Below are 20,989 nucleotides of genomic sequence, written 5' to 3'. Positions count from 1 at the left end.
CGCGCTTTTCACACCTGTGCTAATGTAGTCTGTGTGGTTTTCTGTGCTTTGATGGATTTGGTGGTGGGAGATTACTGATGAAAAAGAAATTCATATTCATATTCACACTAATTGCTGGGGTAGTTTCTATGCCTACTCACGCGCAGGCTACTGCTGATAATATCTGTGATGCACCGCCATTCCACGATTTTGATTTCTGGCTTGGTGACTGGGAAGTGACAGATGCATCAACAGGCAAAGTTGCCGGTGAAAATACAATCGTATCTATTGAGAATAACTGTGCCCTGCTGGAAACATGGACCAGTGCGACTGGTGGAACGGGACGCAGTTTAAATTTTTATAATCCAGAATCCGGTAAATGGCGGCAATTATGGATTTCTGCGGGGGCATACTCTATTGATTTTGATGGAGGGTTAAAAGACGGCAGTATGGTTCTGGAGGGCACCATTTGGTATTACCAAAATAACCAGACCGAGCAATTCCGCGGTACATGGACCCTTCTGGAAGACGGTAGTGTTCGCCAGTTTATGGAGCAGTATAATCGTCAAACCAATATGTGGGACGTTTGGTTTAATGGCATATATAAACGTAAGTAATTACCTAGGTTTAGCCTTCCTCTTTAAACTGTTCTGCTGATTCTATCGCTGGTATGTCATTCATACGTGACCGGGTAAATATCTCATAAGAAATGTGTATGTCTGACATGTCATCCAGGGTGCATGTTGCGATGCTGATGCGTTCTGGATAATCACGCCCTTCCCACGTTAAAGAGGTCCCGCATTCTAGGCAGAACCTTCGTGTGGCCTTGGGGCTTGCCATGAATTGACCTTTGGGGCGCTGAAGCCATGTAAACTGATTACGGTTCACTGACGTATATGTACCACAAGGTGCACCATGAAACTTCTGGCAATCGCGACAATGGCAATTGCTAGTTTCTGCATTCTCCAGATCAATAACAAAGCGGACTTTTCCGCACAAACAACCACCTTCACGGACCACAGGAAATTCCTTAGAAAATTAATAATTGTTCTTTATTTGTTCGCATTCACAGTTTAATGTCAAGGCTAATAATTAAAGAGCCAGTGTAGGCTTGACTCTCTAGGGAAGCAGGTCCACTTCAACTCAGTAAAGTATTTAGATTAAAGGTCACATATGTTAACCGAAATTTCTGTTCGCGGCGCAAAAGAGCATAATCTCAAGTCAGTTAATGTGGATATACCGCGTGATAAGCTAATCGTTATTACGGGGCTTTCCGGTAGTGGTAAATCTTCGCTGGCATTTGATACCATTTATGCAGAAGGACAGCGCAGATATGTTGAAAGTCTTTCTGCGTATGCGCGCCAGTTTCTGGAATTGATGCAGAAACCGGATGTTGAACATATCGAGGGCCTATCACCGGCAATTTCAATAGAACAGAAAACGACCAGTAAGAACCCACGTTCAACAGTAGGGACTGTCACGGAAATATACGACTATATGCGCTTACTATGGGCACGTATTGGTGTGCCCTATTCTCCTGCCACTGGACTTCCTATCGAAAGTCAGACTGTGAGCCAAATGGTTGACCGCATTCTTGACCTGGAAGACGGGTCGCGTTTGTATCTTCTGGCTCCTATCGTTCGTGGCCGCAAGGGTGAATATAAAAAAGAATTTAAAGAACTGCAGAAACGCGGCTTCCAGCGCGTCAAGGTAGACGGTGAATACTATCTGATTGATGAAGCCCCTACCCTTGATAAAAAATTTAAGCATGACATTGATGTGGTTGTAGACAGACTTGTCCTGAAAGATGGGTTATCACAGCGTTTGGCTGAAAGTGTTGAAACAGCCCTCGAGCTCTCAGACGGTTTGGTGGTAGTTGAGACCGCGGCAAAGGGTGACGAAACACCAGATAGAATGCTCCTGTCAGCTAAATTTGCCTGCCCTGAGTCTGGTTTCACAATCGAAGAAATTGAACCAAGGCTGTTTTCATTTAACAATCCCTTTGGGGCATGCCCAGACTGTGATGGGTTGGGAAACAAGCTTTATTTTGACCCTGAACTTGTCGTTCCTGACCATAGTAAGTCCGTTAAAGAAGGGGCATTGGCTCCCTGGTCAAATAAGGCACAAAATCCTTCCCCATTTTATTTCCAGGCCCTAAGTGCTGTTGCCGAGAAATACGGTGCAGACCTAACGAAACCCTGGAAAGACTTGCCAAGCGAGGCACAGAAAGCATTTCTATGGGGTACAGGATCAAAACCAGTAACCATCATTTATCAGGACGGGAAAAGACGGTTCGAAGTCAATAAACCTTTTGAGGGCGTGATTCATAATATTGAACGACGCTGGCGGGAGACAGATAGCAACTGGATGCGGGAAGAGCTTGGAAAGTATCAGGCGTCAACCACCTGCTCTACTTGTAATGGTGCACGCTTGAAACCGGAAGCCCTGGCTGTGAAAATCAACACCTGTAATATCGGTAACATTACTGATTTATCGGTTAAGAAAGCCCATGACTGGTTTGTTGATTTGCCCAGTAAGTTGACGGCTCAGCAGAATGCAATTGCAGAAAAAATCTTGAAAGAGCTGCAGGAGCGACTTGGTTTCCTTGTAAATGTCGGTTTGGATTACCTGTCCCTTTCCAGATCCTCTGGTACTTTATCTGGTGGTGAAAGTCAGCGTATTCGCCTGGCATCTCAAATCGGTTCTGGTTTGGCGGGTGTTTTATATGTGCTGGATGAACCTTCGATCGGACTTCATCAACGCGATAACGACAGATTATTGGAAACCCTCAAGAACCTACGAAACCTAGGAAATACTGTGCTGGTTGTTGAGCATGATGAAGACGCTATTCTGACCGCCGATTATGTAATTGATATGGGCCCTGGCGCCGGGGAGCACGGTGGACAAATCGTTGCCGAAGGTACGCCAGACGTTATTATGGCATCCCCGGACAGTCTGACAGGGCAATATTTATCTGGTGTCCGTTCCGTCCCTATTCCTGAACAACGCAGACCTGGTCACAAGGGTAAATTTCTGACGATCAGTGGCGCACGTGCAAATAACCTTAAGGACGTGACGGGGGCAATTCCCTTGGGCACAATGACATGTATTACCGGTGTATCAGGGTCAGGAAAGTCCACTTTTACGATTGAGACGCTGTACAAAGCTTCTATGAAAGCACTGCACGGTAGCCGGGTTATCCCTGGCGACCATGACACAGTCGAAGGGCTGGAACATATTGATAAAATCGTTGATATTGACCAAAGTCCAATAGGTCGTACACCGCGCTCGAACCCGGCAACATACACCGGGGCTTTCGGCCCAATTCGTGATTGGTTTGCAGGGCTTCCAGAAGCACAGGCACGAGGTTATAAACCTGGTCGTTTTTCCTTTAATGTAAAGGGTGGGCGCTGCGAAGCCTGTAAGGGGGACGGCGTTATTAAAATTGAAATGCACTTCCTGCCAGATGTCTATGTTCAGTGTGATCAGTGTAAAGGTAAACGCTATAACCGCGAGACTTTGGAGATACGGTTTAAAGATAAGTCTATCTCTGACGTTCTTGATATGACAGTGGAAGACGGCGTTGAGTTTTTTAAAGCCGTACCAGCCATTCGTAACAAGCTTGAGATGCTGGACAGGGTTGGACTGAGCTATATTCGCATTGGCCAGCAGGCAACGACATTATCCGGTGGTGAGGCGCAGCGTGTTAAGCTGGCAAAAGAATTGTCAAAGCGTTCTACAGGTAAAACTCTTTATATCCTAGATGAGCCAACAACAGGGCTGCACTTTGAAGACATTAAAAAGCTTATGGAAGTGCTCCAGCAATTAGTGGATCAGGGCAATACTGTTGTTATTATCGAACATAACCTTGAGGTTATTAAGGTCGCTGACTGGATCATAGACATGGGACCTGAGGGCGGTGACGGCGGCGGTGAAATCATCGCAACAGGTACGCCTGAGGACGTCGCTAAAACTGCAGGAAGTTATACAGGGCGATATTTGGTCCCTATACTGGAAAAGGCCAAGGCATAACTGACTTTTGGTTATTAAAAACTGCTGCCGGGCGCTTTCAGGAATTCAATTTCATCCGGTGTGCTTTTGCGCCCAAGTAGAGCATTGCGGTGTGGATACCGACCAAATCTGTCAATTATTGCCTTATGGCGATATTCATAATCCAGGTTTGTTTCCATGCCCGGCTGACTAAAAAGCCGGACCGCTTCTTCATGGATGGCTTTGCTTTCGCTGTGCATAAAAGGCATCTGCAGGAATATTTTCTCATTGGGAGAGAGTAGCCCATAGTTCTGATCTTTAACGGCTTCCTGCGCCAGAATTAATGCGGCTATGTCTGTTTCAAAAGCTTTTGCCGAATCTCTGAACATATTACGAGGAAACTGATCAAGAACAAGTATTTCTGCCAATCGCCCTTTTATGCTGGACCGCCAGTGTCCACATTCGCCCTTGGCAGCCAGGGTATAGATAGTCTGAAATCTGCGTGTGATATGGGCATCAAGGTCCTTCGACTTGGTCCACCAATCTTGTGGGGTCAACTCATGAAACCAAAATGTTAATATGTCTGTATAGCGCATTCTATGTATATCCACTCAACGTCAGTCATGAGAACGTTCTTTCGCTGACTGTAAGGTAAGGGCCGACCTAACGACGGCCTCTCCATATTCAATGAGGATACTTACTGTTTCAAGCTTTTCCTCTGAAGTTGACGGAGGTGCCGCATTTGCGTTCAAGTAACCGCTGGTGATGGTGACAGAGGTCATACCTGCCCTTGTGAACCAGATACTATCAAAACTGTATCCTAGTTTTGTGCATGCCTGAATCTTGGGGAAGAGCTTGTTCCCTGCCAGAAGTGATGCAGTCTGAACCATGATGCCATTTTCGTGCACGGGGGATAAGCTCCCGTATGTCCTACTGAAAGCAACGCTATTCCCCTTAAGCATATCAACGTTCAGAACATAGACAGATCGCCCCTCAAATTCCTCACGGTGTTGATCCAGATAGTGCTGGGTTCCTAAAAAGCCGGATGACCGGCCGGTTGATATAAGTAGACGTACTTCCGTATCATCTGGCATATCGCGCCACAGACGGCGGACGATAGCCACCGCACCTGCAATGCTCATATCTGCTTGCTTGGATGCACTGCTGGCAACAGTTACACTATATACAGTGTACCCCAACACGATAAGTAAAGCGGCAGTTAACAGCCAAACAAGCACCGCTGGGATATACACATCCATAAACAACAACCAGGAGACAAGTGACGGCATCAATCCCAGTAGAACGATGAACATCATCATATGATGCTGCGTGAATCTCGTTAGCCAATGTGGATGCCACTGTATACGTCTTGGTTCCAGGTTAGAAATAACCAAAACAAGATTACTCCCCTTCCCTTTGGATGCGGTTAAATTCGCTGTAAATTGTCTTCCCAGAAGCCATGTAAAGGGGGCTTTTTGATTGTCTATACTTCGCATCCAGCTCAGAAACAGCATCATGGATGTTATAGCTGCCAGAAAAGGATATGCTGGCGCAAACAGCAGAATGATACACTGTAGGAATGTCAATATCACAGATGTTTGTAACGAACTGACAGGGGCTCTGAAGCCTTCTTCTGTCATAAAGATGCCAGGCTCGCCCGCTAATTCAGCAGAAAGTGCTTCACGCGCTTCTTCTTCAGCCGAACTACCCATCCGGCGATTGGGCCATTCTGTCAGTAAGTCCAGTATATGCGCAGCGGTTTGGTTCATACGGAGCAGCATAAATAGACGTGCGATAAATGCATCCTTTTTCTCTTAACTTGGATGCGTATTAAGAGTACAAGCGGACCAAATTAGAGCAAAAGGGCAATAAAATGTCAGATACTACATCCTACAAACCGATACACGTAATTGGAGGTGGCCTTGCAGGCTCAGAAGCGGCTTGGCAGATTGCAAATGCAGGCGTGCCTGTCATTTTGCACGAGATGCGCCCTGTTCGTAAAACTGATGCTCATCATACAGAGGGTTTGGCCGAACTTGTATGTTCAAATTCATTCAGGTCGGATGATACTGAAAATAATGCTGTTGGCTTGTTGCATGAAGAAATGAGGCGCATGAACTCCTTAATCATGGATGCTGCAGCAAAGACCAAGGTCCCTGCTGGTTCTGCCCTTGCCGTTGACCGTGATGATTTTTCCAAGACAGTGACAGAAACGCTTGAAAATCATCCCTTAATAACGATTGAGCGTGGTGAAATTGATGGGCTACCACCGAAAGAGTGGGATAAAGTTATTGTCGCCACCGGTCCTTTGACGTCACCCGCCTTATCTGAAGCTGTTCTTGAGTTATGTGGCGAAGATGGTCTGGCCTTCTTTGATGCGATTGCACCAATTGTCTACAAAGACAGCATCGACTTTGAAACTGCCTGGTATCAAAGTCGCTATGATAAAGGGGACGGTGCGGATTATATCAATCTTCCCATGAATAAAGAGCAGTATGAAGAATTTATTCACGATCTGAACACCGGTGAAAAAGCAGACTTTAAACAGTGGGAAAAAGATACCCCTTATTTTGAAGGCTGTATGCCCATTGAAGTTATGGCAGAGCGTGGACCCGAGACTTTACGGTTTGGTCCTATGAAGCCTGTAGGCCTTCAAAGTCCTCACACTAACGAGCAGTCCTATGCCGTTGTTCAATTACGTCAAGACAATAAATTTGGAACACTCTACAATATGGTCGGTTTCCAGACTAAGCTGACTTACGGAGAACAGACCCGTATTTTTAAGAAAATACCAGGCCTGGAAAACGCGCGTTTTGCACGTCTGGGCGGATTGCACCGCAATACATTCATCAATAGTCCACTGGTGCTAGATGATTTGATGCGGATGAAAGCTGATCCACGCTTACGTTTCGCGGGTCAGATTACAGGGGTCGAAGGCTATGTTGAAAGTGCAGCAATGGGATTGATGGCTGGACTGTTTACGGCGCTTGAGCGCAAGGGCCAGATACCTGTCGCCCCACCAGTCACAACTGCCTTTGGCGCGCTTATTCATCATATCACCGGGGGGGCTGACGCAAAAACCTTCCAGCCTATGAATGTTAACTTCGGTCTATTCCCGCCTATTGAAGGGCGTATGAAGAAGAAAGACCGCAAGCCTGCTAAAAGCGCCCGTGCACTTACAGATCTTGCTGCATGGAAAGAAAAGCTGGATTTATAATCTTAATTGGCGTCATGCAAGGTCATGCTTTGCCTGACGTAGCCAGAATAAATTATGTAGCGTTATCAGAAGTTGTTGCTTCTTTAGTCTCATTAGCTTCTTTTTCTTGATCAAAACGGTAGGCTTCAATTGCTGTCTCCGTCTTTTCCAAGGCAGCGCACCCATTAGGACATAGCTGGCTAAGCTTCAGACGATTATCGTCTGCCTTTTCTGGCATGTCTTTTAGCAAGAAAGCCAAAGCCTGTTCCGTAAGTGCTGTCCGGTCATTTGGATCAAGTTCCAGTGCTTTCCTGTAATATTTTAGGCTGCTACCAATGCGACCAACTTTTTCATACGTTCTGGCTATACCGATCATTGCCTGAATGTTTGATGGGTCAGCAGTTAAAGCACGTTCATACAGACTGCGAGCTTCCGCTGCTTCAGAATCCAGAACAGCATTGGCTTCGGCAACTAGATGCTGGGAAATCGATTGGTACTTCTCGCTCGTTTGTTGGCTGATGACAGCAGTTGTTGCTGCTGTAGATAACATCGCAGATACGATTACTGTAGATAAGAAACGCATACTTCCCTCTTGCTTTGACAGATCATAGCTTATTGTAGGCTAACTCTTGTGACTACTGTGCTATTTTTCGGTAGAACGTTCAAGTATGCAGACGAAAAAACCATCTGTATTGTGAGTTCCTGGACTTAGACAGAGTGCTTCTGGAATATTGCTAAGTGTTTGTGGCATTACCTTTAGGTGCTGTTTTGCATTCCAGACATCCCGATAATCGATCAGGCTAAACTTCGAATTTGCCTGTTCGGTAAATCGGTGTATCTGTTTTTCATTCTCAGAGGGAAGCAGAGAGCATGTCATATAAATCAGACGACCGCCCGGTTTGACTAGTTCAGCGCCTTCCCTAAGTAGTTGTTGTTGAAGTTCCAATATATCATCAAGGCGTTTACCATCGAAGCGCATACGAAGGTCGGGACTACGACGCCAAGTTCCTGTCCCAGAGCACGGCACATCCAGGATAACCCGGTCCATCTTTTGGGTATAAGGCGCAAGCATGTGTTGACGTGTCTGTTGATCTTCCGGGATTACTTTTTGCTGAATACAGTGCACACCTGCACGTTTGGCACGCTTTGATAACCCAGCCAATCTGCTTTTATGGGTATCAAAACAGTAAATTTGACCCTGATTATTCATATCGGCAGCCACTGCAAGTGTTTTTCCGCCTGCTCCAGCGCACAAATCTACAATCTGGTGACCAGCTTCTGCATAAACCAGCAAACTGGCTATTTGTGCAGCTTCATCCTGTACTTCTATCTGACCTATTTTATAAGGCTTGCATCCTTCCAGATTTATAGCTGTATCTGCTGAAATGCAAAGCCCAGAAATATTAGATTTAACAAAGACTTCCTCGTTTTTATTAAGGCAAGGTAACATATCTTCCATGTCTGCTTTAAGGGTATTGACACGCAGACATAACGGGGCTTTGGTGTTCAGGGCGCTTGCTTCATTGGCAAAGGCTACTGAAAAGCGTGCGTGCATGCCCTCTGCTGCCCATTCTGGTACGTTGAGAGCTATATCTTCAGGAACAGCAAAATCAGCATATAGCTCTCTGGTATTCTCATACCAGATGGTTTCTTCTGCTGACCAAGGTGCAGGCGTAAATGTATCACCCACATCAAATTGTGGCAGAGACGCTTCTGAGATTATAAAGTGCGCTAACAATAACGATCGACCTGAAACATTTACTTGCATGGATGGGTTTACTTCCAGCAGGTATCGATGACGTTCAAAGTCGCGGATAATTTTATAAACTATTTCATTTACAGCACGACGGTCTTTTGATCCCGCATAGCGCCTTTGGCGAAAGTAGGATGCCACTATTTTATCGGCCGGCGCACCATTTGATTGTGCCCCGGCCAGAATTTGATCCAAAAGTTCGATGACTGCCTGTAGTCGCGCGTCAGGTGTCATTACTTGCTTGGGTAATTTGGAGATTCACGTGTGATCGAAACATCGTGAACATGACTTTCAGTCAGGCCGCTATTTGTAATCTGTACAAACTTACAGTTCTTGCGCATATCTTCGATCGTCGAATTACCTGTATATCCCATACTTGCGCGTAGACCACCAACAAGCTGATGCAGAACAGCACTGGCTGGTCCTTTATAAGGTACCTGCCCTTCTACACCCTCTGGAACAAGCTTCAGGCTGTCTTTAACGTCCGCCTGGAAATATCTGTCCGCTGAGCCGCGCGCCATTGCGCCAACTGAACCCATGCCGCGATAGGCTTTGTATGATCTGCCCTGATACAGGAAGACCTCGCCCGGTGCTTCTTCCGTCCCAGCGAGGAGAGAGCCAACCATACAGGCACTGGCACCCGCAGCGATTGCTTTGGCAATATCACCCGATGTACGCAGACCACCATCTGCAATACACGGGATGCCTTGTTTCTGTGCTTCATTGGCAACGTCATTGACTGCCGTTAGCTGCGGTACGCCAACACCGGCAACGATGCGTGTAGTACAAATGGAACCAGGTCCAATGCCAACTTTGATGCAGTCAGCACCAGCGTCGATAAGTGCTTTGGCTGCTTCTGCAGTTGCTACGTTACCCGCTACCAACTGAACATGGCCCCAGTTTTTCTTGAAGCGTTTTACTTGTTCAATAACGGTTGAGTTATGGCCGTGTGCAGTGTCCAGTACCAGCAAGTCGACTTCGGCATCTACAAGCGCTTCTGCCCGGATAAAACCTTTATCTCCAACGGTAGTAGCCGCCGCAACACGCAGTCTGCCTTTGCTGTCTTTACAGGCATGTGGGTTTGCAACCGCTTTTTCCATGTCTTTGACAGTTATCAGGCCCACGCAGCGGTTAGCATCATCAACGACGATCAATTTTTCAATTCTATGCTGGTGAAATAGTCTTTTAGCATCTTCTTCAGATGCTTTGCCCTCTCGAACAGTCACTACTTCCTTGGTCATCAACTCTGCAACGGGTTGCTGCATATTATCAGCAAAACGCACATCCCTATGGGTTAGAATACCAACAAGCTTTTGTGGGCCTACGTCTGTGCCGCGTTCAACAACAGGAATGCCGGATATCTTGAACCGTGTCATCAGCTCCATCGCATCTGCAAGTGTCTGGTCCGGATACATAGTAACCGGATTAACGACCATACCTGATTCAAACTTTTTGACGCGGCGAACCATCTCCGCCTGCTCTTCCTCTGTAACATTGCGGTGAAGAACGCCAACACCGCCTGCCTGTGCCATGCCGATGGCCATGCCAGCTTCTGTAACTGTGTCCATGGCAGCGGACAAAAGCGGCATATTCAGAGTGATTTCTTTGGTAAGCTTCGTGGTTACGTCTACCTGCGCAGGCATAAAGTCAGTTGCAGCAGGTACGAGGAGAACATCATCAAAAGTCAGGCCGGTGCGAATATCCATTATCATTCCTATCTAGAATCAAGGAGCATGGATCCGCTAACGAACAAGATTTAAACCTGGGTCACCTGGTGCCACGCTCAAGATGTTCGCCGTTGCATACCGTGGACTGTATGAAAAAACAATGAGTTTTATGGAGAAAGGTCAAAAAAATCAGTTTTCGGATTTTAGACCCTTAAATCCCTGCGCCACGACAAACCATTCCTTACTATCCTGACGACTTGATGGCGGTTTAGCATGTTTCACAGTCTTGAAATGCGTCTTCATTCTGTTCATCAGTTCTGAGTCGGATCCACCCTGGATTACTTTGGCAACAAACGAGCCGTCTTTGGCCAGGACTTTCAGTGCAAAATCTAACGCAGCCTCGCAAAGAGCCATTGTGCGAATATGATCTGTTTCTTTATGTCCCGTAGCAGAATTAGCCATATCAGACAAAACTACATCTGCAGGGCCATCAAGTTCATTCATTAAACGTTGCTCTGCATCAGCTGACAAAAAATCCATCACCCAAATTTTGGCACCCTGTACTGGCTCTACTTCCTGTAAGTCAATGCCGAGAACTTGAGTATTAGGTTTGACAGTTTCCATCAGCACCTGTAGCCAGCCACCTGGTGCACATCCCAAATCAACAACACGATTAGCGCCCTTAAGGAAGCCAAATCTTTCGTTAAGTTCTTTTAACTTGAAGGCAGCACGTGACCGATATCCGAGACGCTGTGCCTCAGCAACATACGGGTCATTAAGTTGACGTTGAAGCCAGCGTGTAGATGAATTTTTACGTCCACGGGCGGTCTTTACCTTGACTTTTGCCCCTCTGGTTCTGCTGCGTGTTTCAGATTGTCTATTCCAGCCTTTAGCCATGGAAACTACCTTTTTGTTTGCCGTGAACCACGAAACTGTCGTGTTCTGGGTGGCATGTCGACTTGCATAAGACCTCGTAGGATGCCTTCCCGTATGCCCCGGTCAGCTACCCGTAGGCTTGATACGTGCCAACGATTGAGGATAGCCTCTAAGATAGCACAACCAGCTATGACCAAATCAGCGCGTTCTTTACCAATACAGGGTTGATCTATACGCTCTTGATAGCTCATGAGTGATACTTTACGGGATAACTCTTTAATACGTTCACTATCCATCCATGCGCCGTCAACACGGCTTCGAATATAGCGTGGTAATTTAAGTTGAAGACTTGCAAGTGTTGTAACAGTTCCTGACGTTCCAAGAAACTGGATTTGCTTACGCCTTACAACATCTGAGATGTTATATGCAGTTTCGAAACCGATCAGATGGTGATCAACTTCGTTTATCATTTCGTGATAAATAGCAGGATCCAGCGTAGATTCGTGTGACTGGAATGTCTCTGTTAAATTTACAACACCCCAGGGTATCGACATCCAGCCCAGTATTTCAGTTCTGCGTCCGGGTAAGACTTTTACATAAATCAGCTCGGTACTACCGCCACCAATATCAAATACAAGTGCATGTTTATTGCCAGGGGCAATTAGCGACTGACATCCCATCACAGCAAGTCTGGCTTCTTCAGCAGCAGAGATAATGTCTATATTCAGGCCGGCTTCACTTTTGACACGCTCAACAAATTCATCGGAGTTGTCTGCAATGCGACAAGCTTCTGTTGCGACATGGCGCATACAGGTGACATTGCGGTGTGCTATTTTATCCGCGCAAACTTTCAGGGCTTCAATAGAACGGTCCATTGCTTCATTGGAAAGACGACCGGACGTTGCAATGCCCTCGCCTAACCGAACAATTCTACTGTAAGCATCGATAACACGGAAACCCTGCCTTACGGGTTTTGCAACCAGCAACCTACAATTGTTGGTGCCGAGATCAATGGCACTGTAGACAGCTTTATTGCCGGGATATTTAATTGGAGCCGGTCCCACACCAGCTTTAGGTGCAGGATATCGTTTTTCTGACTTAATGATGTTCTCATCAGAACGTCTCTTTCTTTCAGAAAGGTCATTCTGTCGAGATGGAGACTGCTCCTTAAGCTCGCCTTCAAACACTGACATATTATTCTCATTATTTTTACCGCAGGAATAGCCTGCTCACTTGATACTATTCTTACCATCAGACATAGAGGCTTGGCAATTCAAGAAATCGTTTACTGCATAATGTTCTTTTTTTGTTCTTGACTGAAGCGATTAATTACAATAAGAACATTACAAGAACATAGTGGAAGGTAAAAGACATGACGATCTATCATCTTTTTATTTTGTTAGCATTTATCGGCTTGGGCGCTTTGGGGCTGGCTGCATTTCAGGAAGCGTTTTCTGAAATACTTACCTTCTTGAAAGACTATCGGAAAAAACACACAAATAGTTCAATGGTAGCGCATCTTCACTGCTATCAAGCAAAAGGCGCAGCCAACGAAATACGTTAGACTGCGCCTTATTACCGAGTTAGCCCCCCAGAGTATACTCGGGCCTTCCGAAGATGAGGCAGCCAGCGTTGAAGCGGCGCCATATTTAATGCGATCTCCCCAGTTCACATTAATATCTTCAGAAGACACAATGACTTTCATTAAAAAGCCCCCCTCTTGTCAAGTACTGCAATGAAATTAAATGATTAAATAAGAACTTCTAATCAAAGTGTATCAATTTTGATACAGTTTTTGCGTGTAATCGAAAGGCTTTAGTCTATTTTAACTAAGTCAGTTTTTGTTTGGTGATATTCCAGTGACGGTGTGATGGCTTTTTACACATCTATGATTTGCCGCAGATAAGATTTACTTACAGACGAATCATGCAGCAAAAATTGATCAATTGTTAGATAACGCATTGCCCATATATTGCGTTGCTTCACAATATTGATCAGATGCTCTGTTCTTGATCTCGGCGCACGCTCTCGCAGCTTCATCGAGACTATCATAAGGGCCAACCAGCAATCGCAAAACGCTGCCAACACCGCTTTGATTGTCTTCTGCCACGCGTGCATTTTTGGCATCTAATATAGGCGAAAGTGCATTTCTGAGTATATCCCAACCGGCTTGAGCCTGAGCACGGGCACGATAAGATGCAACATGAATTGAAAATTTCTCTTGAATAGCCCGCATTTCTGCACGTTTAGCTGCATCTGCCTTGGCGGATGCATTCAGGCGTTCTGCTGCATCAATTTCAAGAGCATGCTGTTCTAATTTTGCAATACGTTCTTCAAAGTTTTCCAACGTTATGTTTACGTTTTCCAAGGCTGATTGAAGGCGTGCAATTGAGGCTCCTTGTGCATTCATCTGATCTGAATTTGGGACGGATGCACGTGTTTCCTCTAACCTATTGGCTGTATTTCTGACTTCTATACCAAGTACGCGTAAAGCCTCTTCTAGTTGTGTAAATTTGTTCTTTTCTTCTCGGCTAGTCATTTGTGCCGGTATTGCGGGTGCTTGGTATTGTGTGCTTGGAGCGACTTGAGGGGTACCTTGCTGTCCAGAAGGAACAGGTTGATATGCAACAGGTTGAGGACCGCTAGGAATATAAAGACGATCATCGTCTGGTTCCGTTAGCTTATGAATGGTTGAACAGCCCGCCAGCCCTATTAATAACAGGGAAGATACTGCCGACTTTAGCAAAAACTTCTTGTTGAAATTCCAAAGTATCATTGGCTTTTCCTTCTTTCAGGTGCTGTTCTGGCGCATTCACTACATGAAGTGTAATGAATGCAAATGAAATGCCAACAAAAAGTAATCAAGGGAGGGGGGATGAAATTACCGTCTTGCGTCTACTTGCTGCTTTCTCTTTTTATAGGAGACAAGACTAAGGGGAATAGACACAAGATATAAAGCACCAATGGAAAGTAAAACAATCCATGGTTTTGCAAACAGGCCAGCAAGTATTGCACCGATTACCAACATAAAGGGTACAAACAGGTCTTTCTTAACGCGAAAGGCCTTCATGCTAATGGTCGGGAAAGTAGAGACCATTAAAATCGCAATAAATATCGCATACCCTGAAACAATCAGTCCAAAGTTCGAAATCTGCCCTTTGCCCAGTATAAATTCCAGCATCAGAGGTGCAAGTAACAGCCCTGCCCCCATCGGTGCTGGTACACCTGTCAGAAAGCCGAGACGTCTACGCGGTTCATCCTCGTCTTCCATTCTGGCATTAAAGCGCGCCAGTCTTAAAGCCATTGCGATAGCATAGATGAGAGAAACGGCCCATCCAATACGGTCAAGAGACTGAAGCCCCCACAAATAAAGGATGACGGCAGGGGCAACGCCGAATGCTACTACATCAGAGAGGGAATCCAGTTCCGCGCCGAATTTGCTCGTACTTTTCAAAAGGCGAGCAACGGTACCATCCAGTCCATCCAGAATGCCCGCAAGGATAATCGCAGTGACAGCCATTTCCCACCTATCAGAAAGAGCATACTTTATAGCCGTCAAACCGGCAACAAAGGCCATCATTGTTACCACATTTGGCAACACAGTCCGGATAGAAAACCCTTGAAGTAACGGCTTGCGTTTATTGTTGCTCATCGAATAGGCACCTGAATGTCAGAAATTTATTTTGCAGATTTACGTGCGATTACCGTTTCGCCGCCGATCATCAATTGACCTATCTTAACAGCAGCTTCCTGACTTTTGTCCAGATAAATGTCAGTCCGACTACCAAAACGTATCAGACCAAATCTATCGCCGCGATCGACTTCCTGCCCTTCTTTGAGGTTGCAAATGATTCGGCGTGCAACCAGTCCTGCAACCTGGGCAAAAGCAATATCAGCCCCGTCTTCGGTTGTCATGCGGACTAACTGACGTTCATTTTCTTCAGAAGCCTCAGTTGCAGCTGCATCTAGAAACTTTCCGTGCACGTACGATAAACCTGTTATCGTCCCTTTTGCTGGTACACGATTCACATGTACATTAAAGACAGAAAGGAAAATCGATATACGGATACGTTCTTCATCGCCCATATTTAATTCTGCAGGCGGCACAGCTTTAACGATGGCACAGACCGTACCGTCAGCGGGACTGACGAGAATATTTTTATCATCCGGGATAACGCGCTCAGGGTCTCTGAAAAAATACATACACCAGGCTGATACTATCAACCCACAAATTCCCGCAACAGGGCCGAAAATAGCCCAAATAATTATAGAAATTACAAAGAAAAGAGCGATGAAAACATGCCCTTCTTTGTGAATAGGTGTTTTTATAACATCAAAGGAATTCATTCTTTTATCCCGAAACTCGACCAAACCAGCATTATAGCAGGTAAATTTTTTCGACACACTGACTTTTTCCATAGGCTACGTCAAGTCCCGCTTGTGATTAACGAGATTAATTAGACTAGAACGGTTGTATTATTCAGATAGAGTTTTCACAAAACATCTGTACATTTTAACGACTGGTTAATAGCTCAGTTGCCATAGTGCAGTTCATAACGTTTTCGCCCGAGGTCATATGAAACTTTCTAAAACTATAGAACAGGCACATAGTCATTTAGAGCTTGTGCAAGACTCCCAGATAGAAGAACTTGATTTTGTCTGGGAAGGTATAAAGTTTCACGCCGTGACATCAAGTGCGCCCGATGGCACAGGTGTAGTTCGGTTGAGCGCAAAGCTTGGGGCACTTTATTTTACGATTGAAGATTCGTTGCAGCGTTCCCTTGCCATAGAAAAAGTCTATTCGACCAATCGCGGCATTGATGGAACATATTCCATAGAGCGAGACGGTACGGTATATTTTCACAGTGTCACGGCGACACAGAAGAAAATGTCTGGCAAAGAATTAATCAGCGCGATGACTTTGATATTGCTAGAAGCTGAGACGCACTTACGCGGCTTAAAAGCACACCTGAAGTCACCATCAGATTTACCTACATAGCTTATACAGTATGCAGAAATGTGAATTGAAGTTAAGATTCGTTGCTCGGCAAGGTGAAAAGCTGTCCAGGATAGATTAAGTCCGGGTCAATGATCTTTTCACTGTTTTCCTTAAATATCAGTGTGTAACGCACGCCGCGACCATACAGTTGGCGTGCAATTTGCCACAGAGTATTTCCGGGTTGTACGATGACACCGCTTTCGGCGAGCGATACATCAATTGCTTCGCCTGTAATAAAGGGTTGTTCTATCCTAAGTTGAACCTGACCTTCCCTTATGGTTTGATCAACTCTTAAAGTATGCTCACCTGCTGGAATTGATTGGCCTTCCATTATGACCGACCACCGACCCTCATCGTCTGCCCGGTGGCTGCCAACAAAGTGACCATCAAGGTAAACACGCACATCAACCCGCGGCAGTGACCGACCAGAAATTACCGGCGCATTCCCTGCCCCGTAATCAATAGTGTCGACAAAGAGGCTTTCCCCAACCTCGGCAAAGGCAGCAGCCCCTGGTTTTTGCAAGATGGTACTGCCGCCCTCTCCTGACTTTGACGAAAGAACTGCCACCACACCATTATCAACAGTTTCCATGAAGCGTGTATCGTCGCGTTCTGGGACAGAAACTACAACGACGTCTTCCGCTTCATAAGGCGTATCGCTATCATCTAGTGTTGCAATCAGATTTAATTCAACAGATCCTGAAGCTAGCGGCTCTTCAAGGATAATAACCCACTCGCCGTTCTCGTCCGCAATGACTTCGCCTCTAACTGTTCCATTGGCTAGTAGCTGTACTTTGGCACCTGGTGCCATCCTTCCAGCGACAACCCCCGTTCCACCCCGTGATATTCGTACAAGGTCAAATGCGGGTTTCACATAATCTGCAGGAGATTCAGAACTGGCTGTGTCACTTTGCGTGGTTTGTGTATCACTTGATGATTGCTCTGAGGATGAGTCTCCGCACGACACAACAGCCAATGAAGCAGACACAATAAGAGCCCGCAACAAAAATGCTTTTAAGCTTTCAAACAGGAAAAAATTACGTACTCTCAAATCAGGACACCATCTTAGGGTAAACAGTCTTACTTGTTTAACATTCAGCCCGTATAATTAAAGATAATTTTCGAAAAACTTGTCAATACTGTGGCAACAACAAAAGGAAACACTGTGTCAGTTGCAAAGATTAAAAATATTTGTGTGTATTGTGGTTCTCGCGTCGGCACTAGCGAAGTTTATGCCGATGCAGCAAAGGCACTTGGCTCAGGCATGGGAGAACGTCAGCAAAATTTAGTATACGGTGCTGGCAGTATTGGTTTAATGGGAATCATCGCCAGGGCAGTCACTGCGAGCGGTGGGGACGTATACGGCATTATCCCTGATCATCTGGATGCTGTTGAAATAACCCAGTCCGGTCTGGCTGAAACGGTTATTACTGAAAACATGCATGAACGCAAAAAGCTTATGTTTGATAAATCTGATGCCTTCATAGTGTTGCCCGGTGGTCTGGGAACACTTGATGAAACGTTTGAGATTATTACATGGGCCCAGCTGTCCTTACATTCAAAGCCTATTATAATCCTAAATATTGATGAATACTGGACACCTTTCTTAACACTGGTTGAAAGTGTAATTGAAAAGGGATTTGCAAACCCTTCAGTTAGAGACTTATTCAAGGTCACAACTACTGTAGAAGAGACATTTGACCTGCTGGATTGCCTTGCCAGGTCAGACGATAAGACAAAAAGTCACCTTTTTTGACTATAGTAACCATAACAGAACATCTTTTTTGTCTTTTGTCCCTTCAATAACGTGAAAACTGGTGATAGTGTGCGGCCAACTTAACGAGTCGGCCAACCGACCGGTTTTCATCCATTACCTGTTCAGGGTACAACTATTGAGGAACAAATGAGCAAAATTAAGGTCAAAAATCCTATCGTCGAAATAGATGGCGATGAAATGACACGCATCATCTGGCAATGGATCCGTGAGCGTCTTATTCAACCCTACTTGGACGTGGAACTGCTGTACTATGATTTGTCTATCCAGAAACGTGATGAGACAAATGATCAGATTACGATTGATTCAGCAAATGCCATCAAAGAGCACGGCGTCGGTGTAAAGTGTGCAACCATTACACCTGATGAGCAGCGCGTTGAGGAATTCGGCCTTAAGAAAATGTGGCGCAGCCCGAACGGTACAATCCGTAATATTTTGGGCGGTACTGTTTTCCGTGAGCCAATCATCATGCAAAACGTACCGCGCCTTGTGCCGGGTTGGACACAGCCGATCGTAATTGGCCGTCACGCATTTGGTGATCAGTATCGTGCGACGGACTTCCTTGTTCCTGGTAAGGGTAAGCTTACCATGAAGTTCACGCCAGAAGATGGCGGTGAAGTTATTGAAAAAGATATCTATGACTTCCCGGATGCTGGCGTTGCTATGGGTATGTATAACCTCGATGAAAGCATCAAGGACTTCGCCCGTGCATGTATGAACTACGGCTTGGACCGTAAATGGCCAGTGTATCTGTCAACCAAAAACACTATCCTGAAAGCCTATGACGGTCGTTTCAAAGATCTGTTCATGGAAGTGTTTGAGACAGAGTTTGAAGAAAAGTTCAAAGAACTTGGTATTTCGTACGAGCACCGTCTGATTGATGACATGGTTGCATGTGCTATGAAATGGTCTGGTGCCTTTATCTGGGCTTGTAAAAACTATGACGGTGATGTTCAGTCAGACACCGTTGCCCAGGGCTTTGGTTCGCTTGGCTTGATGACATCTGTTTTGATGACGCCAGACGGAAAAACTGTGGAAGCAGAAGCTGCACACGGTACGGTTACGCGTCACTACCGCCAGCACCAGGAAGGTAAAGAGACTTCAACTAACCCGATCGCCTCTATTTTCGCATGGAGCCGTGGTCTGAAATTCCGCGGTAAGATGGACGGCACCCCTGAAGTTACAAAGTTCGGTGAGCTGATCGAGAAGGTTTGTATTGAGACTGTTGAAAGCGGCAACATGACCAAAGACCTTGCACTTCTTATTGGTCCGAACCAAAGCTGGATGACTACGGGTCAATTCTTTGACAAGATTGATGAAAATCTTAAAGCTAAGATGTAAGCTTTTTAAAATAGTAAAACAAAAAGACCCCTATGCATTTAGGGGCCTTTTTTATGGTCAAAATTAAATAGGACAGCCGATCATCGGCTTAATTTAGCGTCCAGCACAGTCAAGAGTTCCTGACTTTCATCAGAGCTAAGGTGACCCCCATCAACCATTTCCAGAATACGAACACGGGCGCTTTCCATGAGCTGTTCACCAATATCAGCGTTCATTGATAAAAACAGATGCAGGTCTGGGCTTTCCAACCAAAGCACCTTGCATTTGGTCCGGGACACTACAGTTGCCTGACGGCCGGCATCACTTAAAAATCCTACTTCCCCGAAAAAGTCTCCTGGCTGCAGGGGAATTGACCTTTGATGAAAATAGGCTGTTGCTTGTCCTGATATCAGAATAAACAAACCATTTGCTTCATCCTGCCTATGGGCCAGAACTGTCCCGACCGAGCTTTCCATCGTTCGCATACGAACGCCCAGTTCGTGCATTTGAGTAGGCGGTAATTTGTGGAACAGACCAGTTGCCAAAATCACACTGCGAGAGACTACAAATTCTTTACGGTGAACTTCATTTGAAAAGCCGGATGCAATGATACCAATAGGGATTGCGTAAAAAGCCAACCCGAAAATCATAAACAGACCGCCCACTATTTTACCCGCAGTAGTTACCGGCACGACATCCCCGTATCCAATTGTGGTCAGAGTGGCTAGTGAAAACCAAAGTGAGGATGGTATGCTTCCAAACTCGTTTGGCTGCGCCTCCCCTTCAATATAATGCATCAGGGACGCGGAAAAAAACAAAAGCCCCACCATAATGATGAGCGCCGCCACCAATGCACGGCGTTCTGCATACACAACACGAACGAGGGATAAAACACCAGGCGAGTAGCGAACAAGCTTCAGTAAACGTAAAAGCCTGAACACACGAAGAAAACGTAAGTCAGCCGTAAAGAGCGTCCATAGGAAAAACGGCAGGATTGCAGCGAGGTCAACGATCGCCATCGGCGTGAAAATATATTTAACCCTGCTCTTCCAGTTCTGATCAGCGACAAGTGCCTCACGCTCTACACAGGACCAAAGACGAACTAAATAGTCAGCGCTGAAAACAGTGACGGAAAAGACTTCAAAATACCAAAAAGTTTGCTCATGTGCTTCCCATATATGAGGCACGCTTTCGAGCGCAACAACAACGATATTGCTTAGGATCAGAAACACCATGAACCACTCAAAGAGGCCTGCAACAGGGCCGGCAAAACTACCCATCTCAAGGAAGTCATAGGTTTTTCTGCGAATATCTTTCAGAGAAAGGGTCTTGTCGACTTGCTGTAAGCTCATATGAAATGCTTCTTGGCAGTTATTCTTTGTGAAACAGTAAGTATTTAAAAGCACAATGGCAATGAGCGATATAGAAAAGTAAA

The 20,989-nt window shown here is 45.6% G+C and carries 20 protein-coding genes; 7 read left to right on the top strand and 13 right to left on the bottom strand.

Annotated elements, in window-relative coordinates:
- Positions 1-77: 77 nt before the first annotated feature.
- A complete protein-coding gene (locus IE181_RS11465; protein ID WP_191253079.1) occupies positions 78-596 on the top strand; it encodes a hypothetical protein in 519 nt (172 codons plus the stop codon).
- Positions 597-606: 10 nt separating this feature from the next.
- On the opposite strand, the gene IE181_RS14785 is transcribed toward IE181_RS11465, so the two are convergent.
- Complete coding sequence (locus IE181_RS14785) at positions 607-999, bottom strand: GFA family protein (protein WP_191253077.1); 393 nt, start codon at positions 997-999, stop codon at positions 607-609.
- Positions 1,000-1,152: 153 nt separating this feature from the next.
- Here IE181_RS14785 and uvrA point away from each other — a divergent pair, with 153 nt between their 5' ends.
- On the top strand, positions 1,153-4,011 hold the full coding sequence (gene uvrA / locus IE181_RS11455) for an excinuclease ABC subunit UvrA (protein WP_191253075.1): 2,859 nt from the start codon (positions 1,153-1,155) through the stop codon (positions 4,009-4,011).
- A gap of 14 nt (positions 4,012-4,025) precedes the next feature.
- Here the strand turns inward: uvrA and IE181_RS11450 are convergent, their stop codons facing one another.
- Entirely contained in the window at positions 4,026-4,565 is a 540-nt protein-coding gene (locus IE181_RS11450) for a DUF924 family protein (RefSeq protein ID WP_191253073.1), read from the bottom strand.
- Between the two features lie 21 nt (positions 4,566-4,586).
- Positions 4,587-5,738, bottom strand: a complete 1,152-nt coding sequence (locus IE181_RS11445; RefSeq protein WP_191253071.1) for a hypothetical protein — start codon at positions 5,736-5,738, stop codon at positions 4,587-4,589.
- A gap of 104 nt (positions 5,739-5,842) precedes the next feature.
- Between IE181_RS11445 and trmFO the strand changes: the two genes are divergently transcribed.
- Positions 5,843-7,186, top strand: coding sequence for a methylenetetrahydrofolate--tRNA-(uracil(54)-C(5))-methyltransferase (FADH(2)-oxidizing) TrmFO (gene trmFO / locus IE181_RS11440; protein WP_191253069.1), 1,344 nt, complete (start codon positions 5,843-5,845; stop codon positions 7,184-7,186).
- A 52-nt stretch (positions 7,187-7,238) separates the two neighbouring features.
- Here trmFO and IE181_RS11435 read toward each other — a convergent pair whose 3' ends face one another.
- The 5 genes from IE181_RS11435 to IE181_RS11415 form a co-directional block, all read right to left on the bottom strand.
- The gene (locus tag IE181_RS11435) at positions 7,239-7,748 is read right to left on the bottom strand and encodes a tetratricopeptide repeat protein (RefSeq protein ID WP_191253067.1); all 510 of its coding nucleotides are present in this window, start codon (positions 7,746-7,748) and stop codon (positions 7,239-7,241) included.
- Between the two features lie 60 nt (positions 7,749-7,808).
- Positions 7,809-9,152, bottom strand: coding sequence for an RsmB/NOP family class I SAM-dependent RNA methyltransferase (locus tag IE181_RS11430; protein ID WP_191253065.1), 1,344 nt, complete (start codon positions 9,150-9,152; stop codon positions 7,809-7,811).
- Positions 9,152-10,624, bottom strand: a complete 1,473-nt coding sequence (guaB, locus tag IE181_RS11425; protein WP_191253063.1) for an IMP dehydrogenase — start codon at positions 10,622-10,624, stop codon at positions 9,152-9,154. Before guaB ends, IE181_RS11430 begins: the two co-directional genes overlap by 1 nt.
- Positions 10,625-10,774: 150 nt before the next feature.
- Complete coding sequence (locus IE181_RS11420) at positions 10,775-11,482, bottom strand: RlmE family RNA methyltransferase (RefSeq protein ID WP_191253061.1); 708 nt, start codon at positions 11,480-11,482, stop codon at positions 10,775-10,777.
- Positions 11,483-11,487: 5 nt separating this feature from the next.
- Positions 11,488-12,654, bottom strand: coding sequence for a Ppx/GppA phosphatase family protein (locus tag IE181_RS11415; protein ID WP_191253059.1), 1,167 nt, complete (start codon positions 12,652-12,654; stop codon positions 11,488-11,490).
- A 179-nt stretch (positions 12,655-12,833) separates the two neighbouring features.
- Between IE181_RS11415 and IE181_RS11410 the strand changes: the two genes are divergently transcribed.
- Positions 12,834-13,025, top strand: a complete 192-nt coding sequence (locus IE181_RS11410) for a hypothetical protein (RefSeq protein ID WP_191253057.1) — start codon at positions 12,834-12,836, stop codon at positions 13,023-13,025.
- Positions 13,026-13,403: 378 nt separating this feature from the next.
- Here IE181_RS11410 and IE181_RS11405 read toward each other — a convergent pair whose 3' ends face one another.
- The 3 genes from IE181_RS11405 to IE181_RS11395 all read right to left on the bottom strand — a co-directional run bounded on the left by IE181_RS11405 (position 13,404) and on the right by IE181_RS11395 (position 15,808).
- Positions 13,404-14,237, bottom strand: a complete 834-nt coding sequence (locus tag IE181_RS11405) for an SPOR domain-containing protein (RefSeq protein WP_191253055.1) — start codon at positions 14,235-14,237, stop codon at positions 13,404-13,406.
- Positions 14,238-14,342: 105 nt separating this feature from the next.
- Positions 14,343-15,113 carry a CDP-diacylglycerol--serine O-phosphatidyltransferase gene (gene pssA / locus IE181_RS11400; protein ID WP_191253053.1) on the bottom strand — a complete coding sequence of 257 codons (771 nt, stop codon included), beginning with the start codon at positions 15,111-15,113 and terminating at the stop codon, positions 14,343-14,345.
- A 26-nt stretch (positions 15,114-15,139) separates the two neighbouring features.
- Positions 15,140-15,808: a phosphatidylserine decarboxylase gene (locus tag IE181_RS11395; protein WP_191254222.1), complete on the bottom strand. Its 669-nt coding sequence runs from the start codon at positions 15,806-15,808 to the stop codon at positions 15,140-15,142.
- A 229-nt stretch (positions 15,809-16,037) separates the two neighbouring features.
- Between IE181_RS11395 and IE181_RS11390 the strand changes: the two genes are divergently transcribed.
- Positions 16,038-16,460 (top strand): hypothetical protein, encoded by a 423-nt coding sequence (locus tag IE181_RS11390; protein ID WP_191253051.1) that lies wholly within the window; start codon positions 16,038-16,040, stop codon positions 16,458-16,460.
- 31 nt (positions 16,461-16,491) lie between these two features.
- On the opposite strand, the gene IE181_RS11385 is transcribed toward IE181_RS11390, so the two are convergent.
- Positions 16,492-17,448: a LysM peptidoglycan-binding domain-containing protein gene (locus tag IE181_RS11385; RefSeq protein ID WP_191253049.1), complete on the bottom strand. Its 957-nt coding sequence runs from the start codon at positions 17,446-17,448 to the stop codon at positions 16,492-16,494.
- 177 nt (positions 17,449-17,625) lie between these two features.
- On the opposite strand from IE181_RS11385, the gene IE181_RS11380 reads away from it, so the two are divergent.
- Complete coding sequence (locus IE181_RS11380) at positions 17,626-18,216, top strand: LOG family protein (protein WP_229819377.1); 591 nt, start codon at positions 17,626-17,628, stop codon at positions 18,214-18,216.
- Positions 18,217-18,363: 147 nt separating this feature from the next.
- Positions 18,364-19,575, top strand: a complete 1,212-nt coding sequence (locus IE181_RS11375) for an NADP-dependent isocitrate dehydrogenase (RefSeq protein ID WP_191253048.1) — start codon at positions 18,364-18,366, stop codon at positions 19,573-19,575.
- A gap of 80 nt (positions 19,576-19,655) precedes the next feature.
- Here the strand turns inward: IE181_RS11375 and IE181_RS11370 are convergent, their stop codons facing one another.
- Positions 19,656-20,906 (bottom strand): cyclic nucleotide-gated ion channel, encoded by a 1,251-nt coding sequence (locus tag IE181_RS11370; protein ID WP_191253046.1) that lies wholly within the window; start codon positions 20,904-20,906, stop codon positions 19,656-19,658.
- Between the last annotated feature and the right edge of the window lie 83 nt (positions 20,907-20,989).

Origin of the sequence: Kordiimonas sediminis, from assembly GCF_014656395.1 — a bacterium.
Taxonomy (GTDB): Bacteria; Pseudomonadota; Alphaproteobacteria; order Sphingomonadales; family Kordiimonadaceae; genus Kordiimonas_A; species Kordiimonas_A sediminis.
Note: the sequence above shows the minus strand (reverse complement) of the source record. Positions and strands in the feature narration are given on the sequence as shown.

Excerpts from the sequence above, each read along its gene's own strand:
- IE181_RS11465 (WP_191253079.1), top strand. The coding sequence starts at position 78 with ATGAAAAAGAAATTCATATTCATATTCACACTAATTGCTGGGGTAGTT.
- uvrA (WP_191253075.1), top strand. The coding sequence starts at position 1,153 with ATGTTAACCGAAATTTCTGTTCGCGGCGCAAAAGAGCATAATCTCAAG.
- IE181_RS11450 (WP_191253073.1), bottom strand. The coding sequence starts at position 4,565 with ATGCGCTATACAGACATATTAACATTTTGGTTTCATGAGTTGACCCCA.
- IE181_RS11445 (WP_191253071.1), bottom strand. The coding sequence starts at position 5,738 with ATGAACCAAACCGCTGCGCATATACTGGACTTACTGACAGAATGGCCC.
- trmFO (WP_191253069.1), top strand. The coding sequence starts at position 5,843 with ATGTCAGATACTACATCCTACAAACCGATACACGTAATTGGAGGTGGC.
- IE181_RS11435 (WP_191253067.1), bottom strand. The coding sequence starts at position 7,748 with ATGCGTTTCTTATCTACAGTAATCGTATCTGCGATGTTATCTACAGCA.
- IE181_RS11430 (WP_191253065.1), bottom strand. The coding sequence starts at position 9,152 with ATGACACCTGACGCGCGACTACAGGCAGTCATCGAACTTTTGGATCAA.
- guaB (WP_191253063.1), bottom strand. The coding sequence starts at position 10,624 with ATGGATATTCGCACCGGCCTGACTTTTGATGATGTTCTCCTCGTACCT.
- IE181_RS11420 (WP_191253061.1), bottom strand. The coding sequence starts at position 11,482 with ATGGCTAAAGGCTGGAATAGACAATCTGAAACACGCAGCAGAACCAGA.
- IE181_RS11415 (WP_191253059.1), bottom strand. The coding sequence starts at position 12,654 with ATGTCAGTGTTTGAAGGCGAGCTTAAGGAGCAGTCTCCATCTCGACAG.
- IE181_RS11410 (WP_191253057.1), top strand. The coding sequence starts at position 12,834 with ATGACGATCTATCATCTTTTTATTTTGTTAGCATTTATCGGCTTGGGC.
- IE181_RS11405 (WP_191253055.1), bottom strand. The coding sequence starts at position 14,237 with ATGATACTTTGGAATTTCAACAAGAAGTTTTTGCTAAAGTCGGCAGTA.
- pssA (WP_191253053.1), bottom strand. The coding sequence starts at position 15,113 with ATGAGCAACAATAAACGCAAGCCGTTACTTCAAGGGTTTTCTATCCGG.
- IE181_RS11395 (WP_191254222.1), bottom strand. The coding sequence starts at position 15,808 with ATGAATTCCTTTGATGTTATAAAAACACCTATTCACAAAGAAGGGCAT.
- IE181_RS11390 (WP_191253051.1), top strand. The coding sequence starts at position 16,038 with ATGAAACTTTCTAAAACTATAGAACAGGCACATAGTCATTTAGAGCTT.
- IE181_RS11375 (WP_191253048.1), top strand. The coding sequence starts at position 18,364 with ATGAGCAAAATTAAGGTCAAAAATCCTATCGTCGAAATAGATGGCGAT.
- IE181_RS11370 (WP_191253046.1), bottom strand. The coding sequence starts at position 20,906 with ATGAGCTTACAGCAAGTCGACAAGACCCTTTCTCTGAAAGATATTCGC.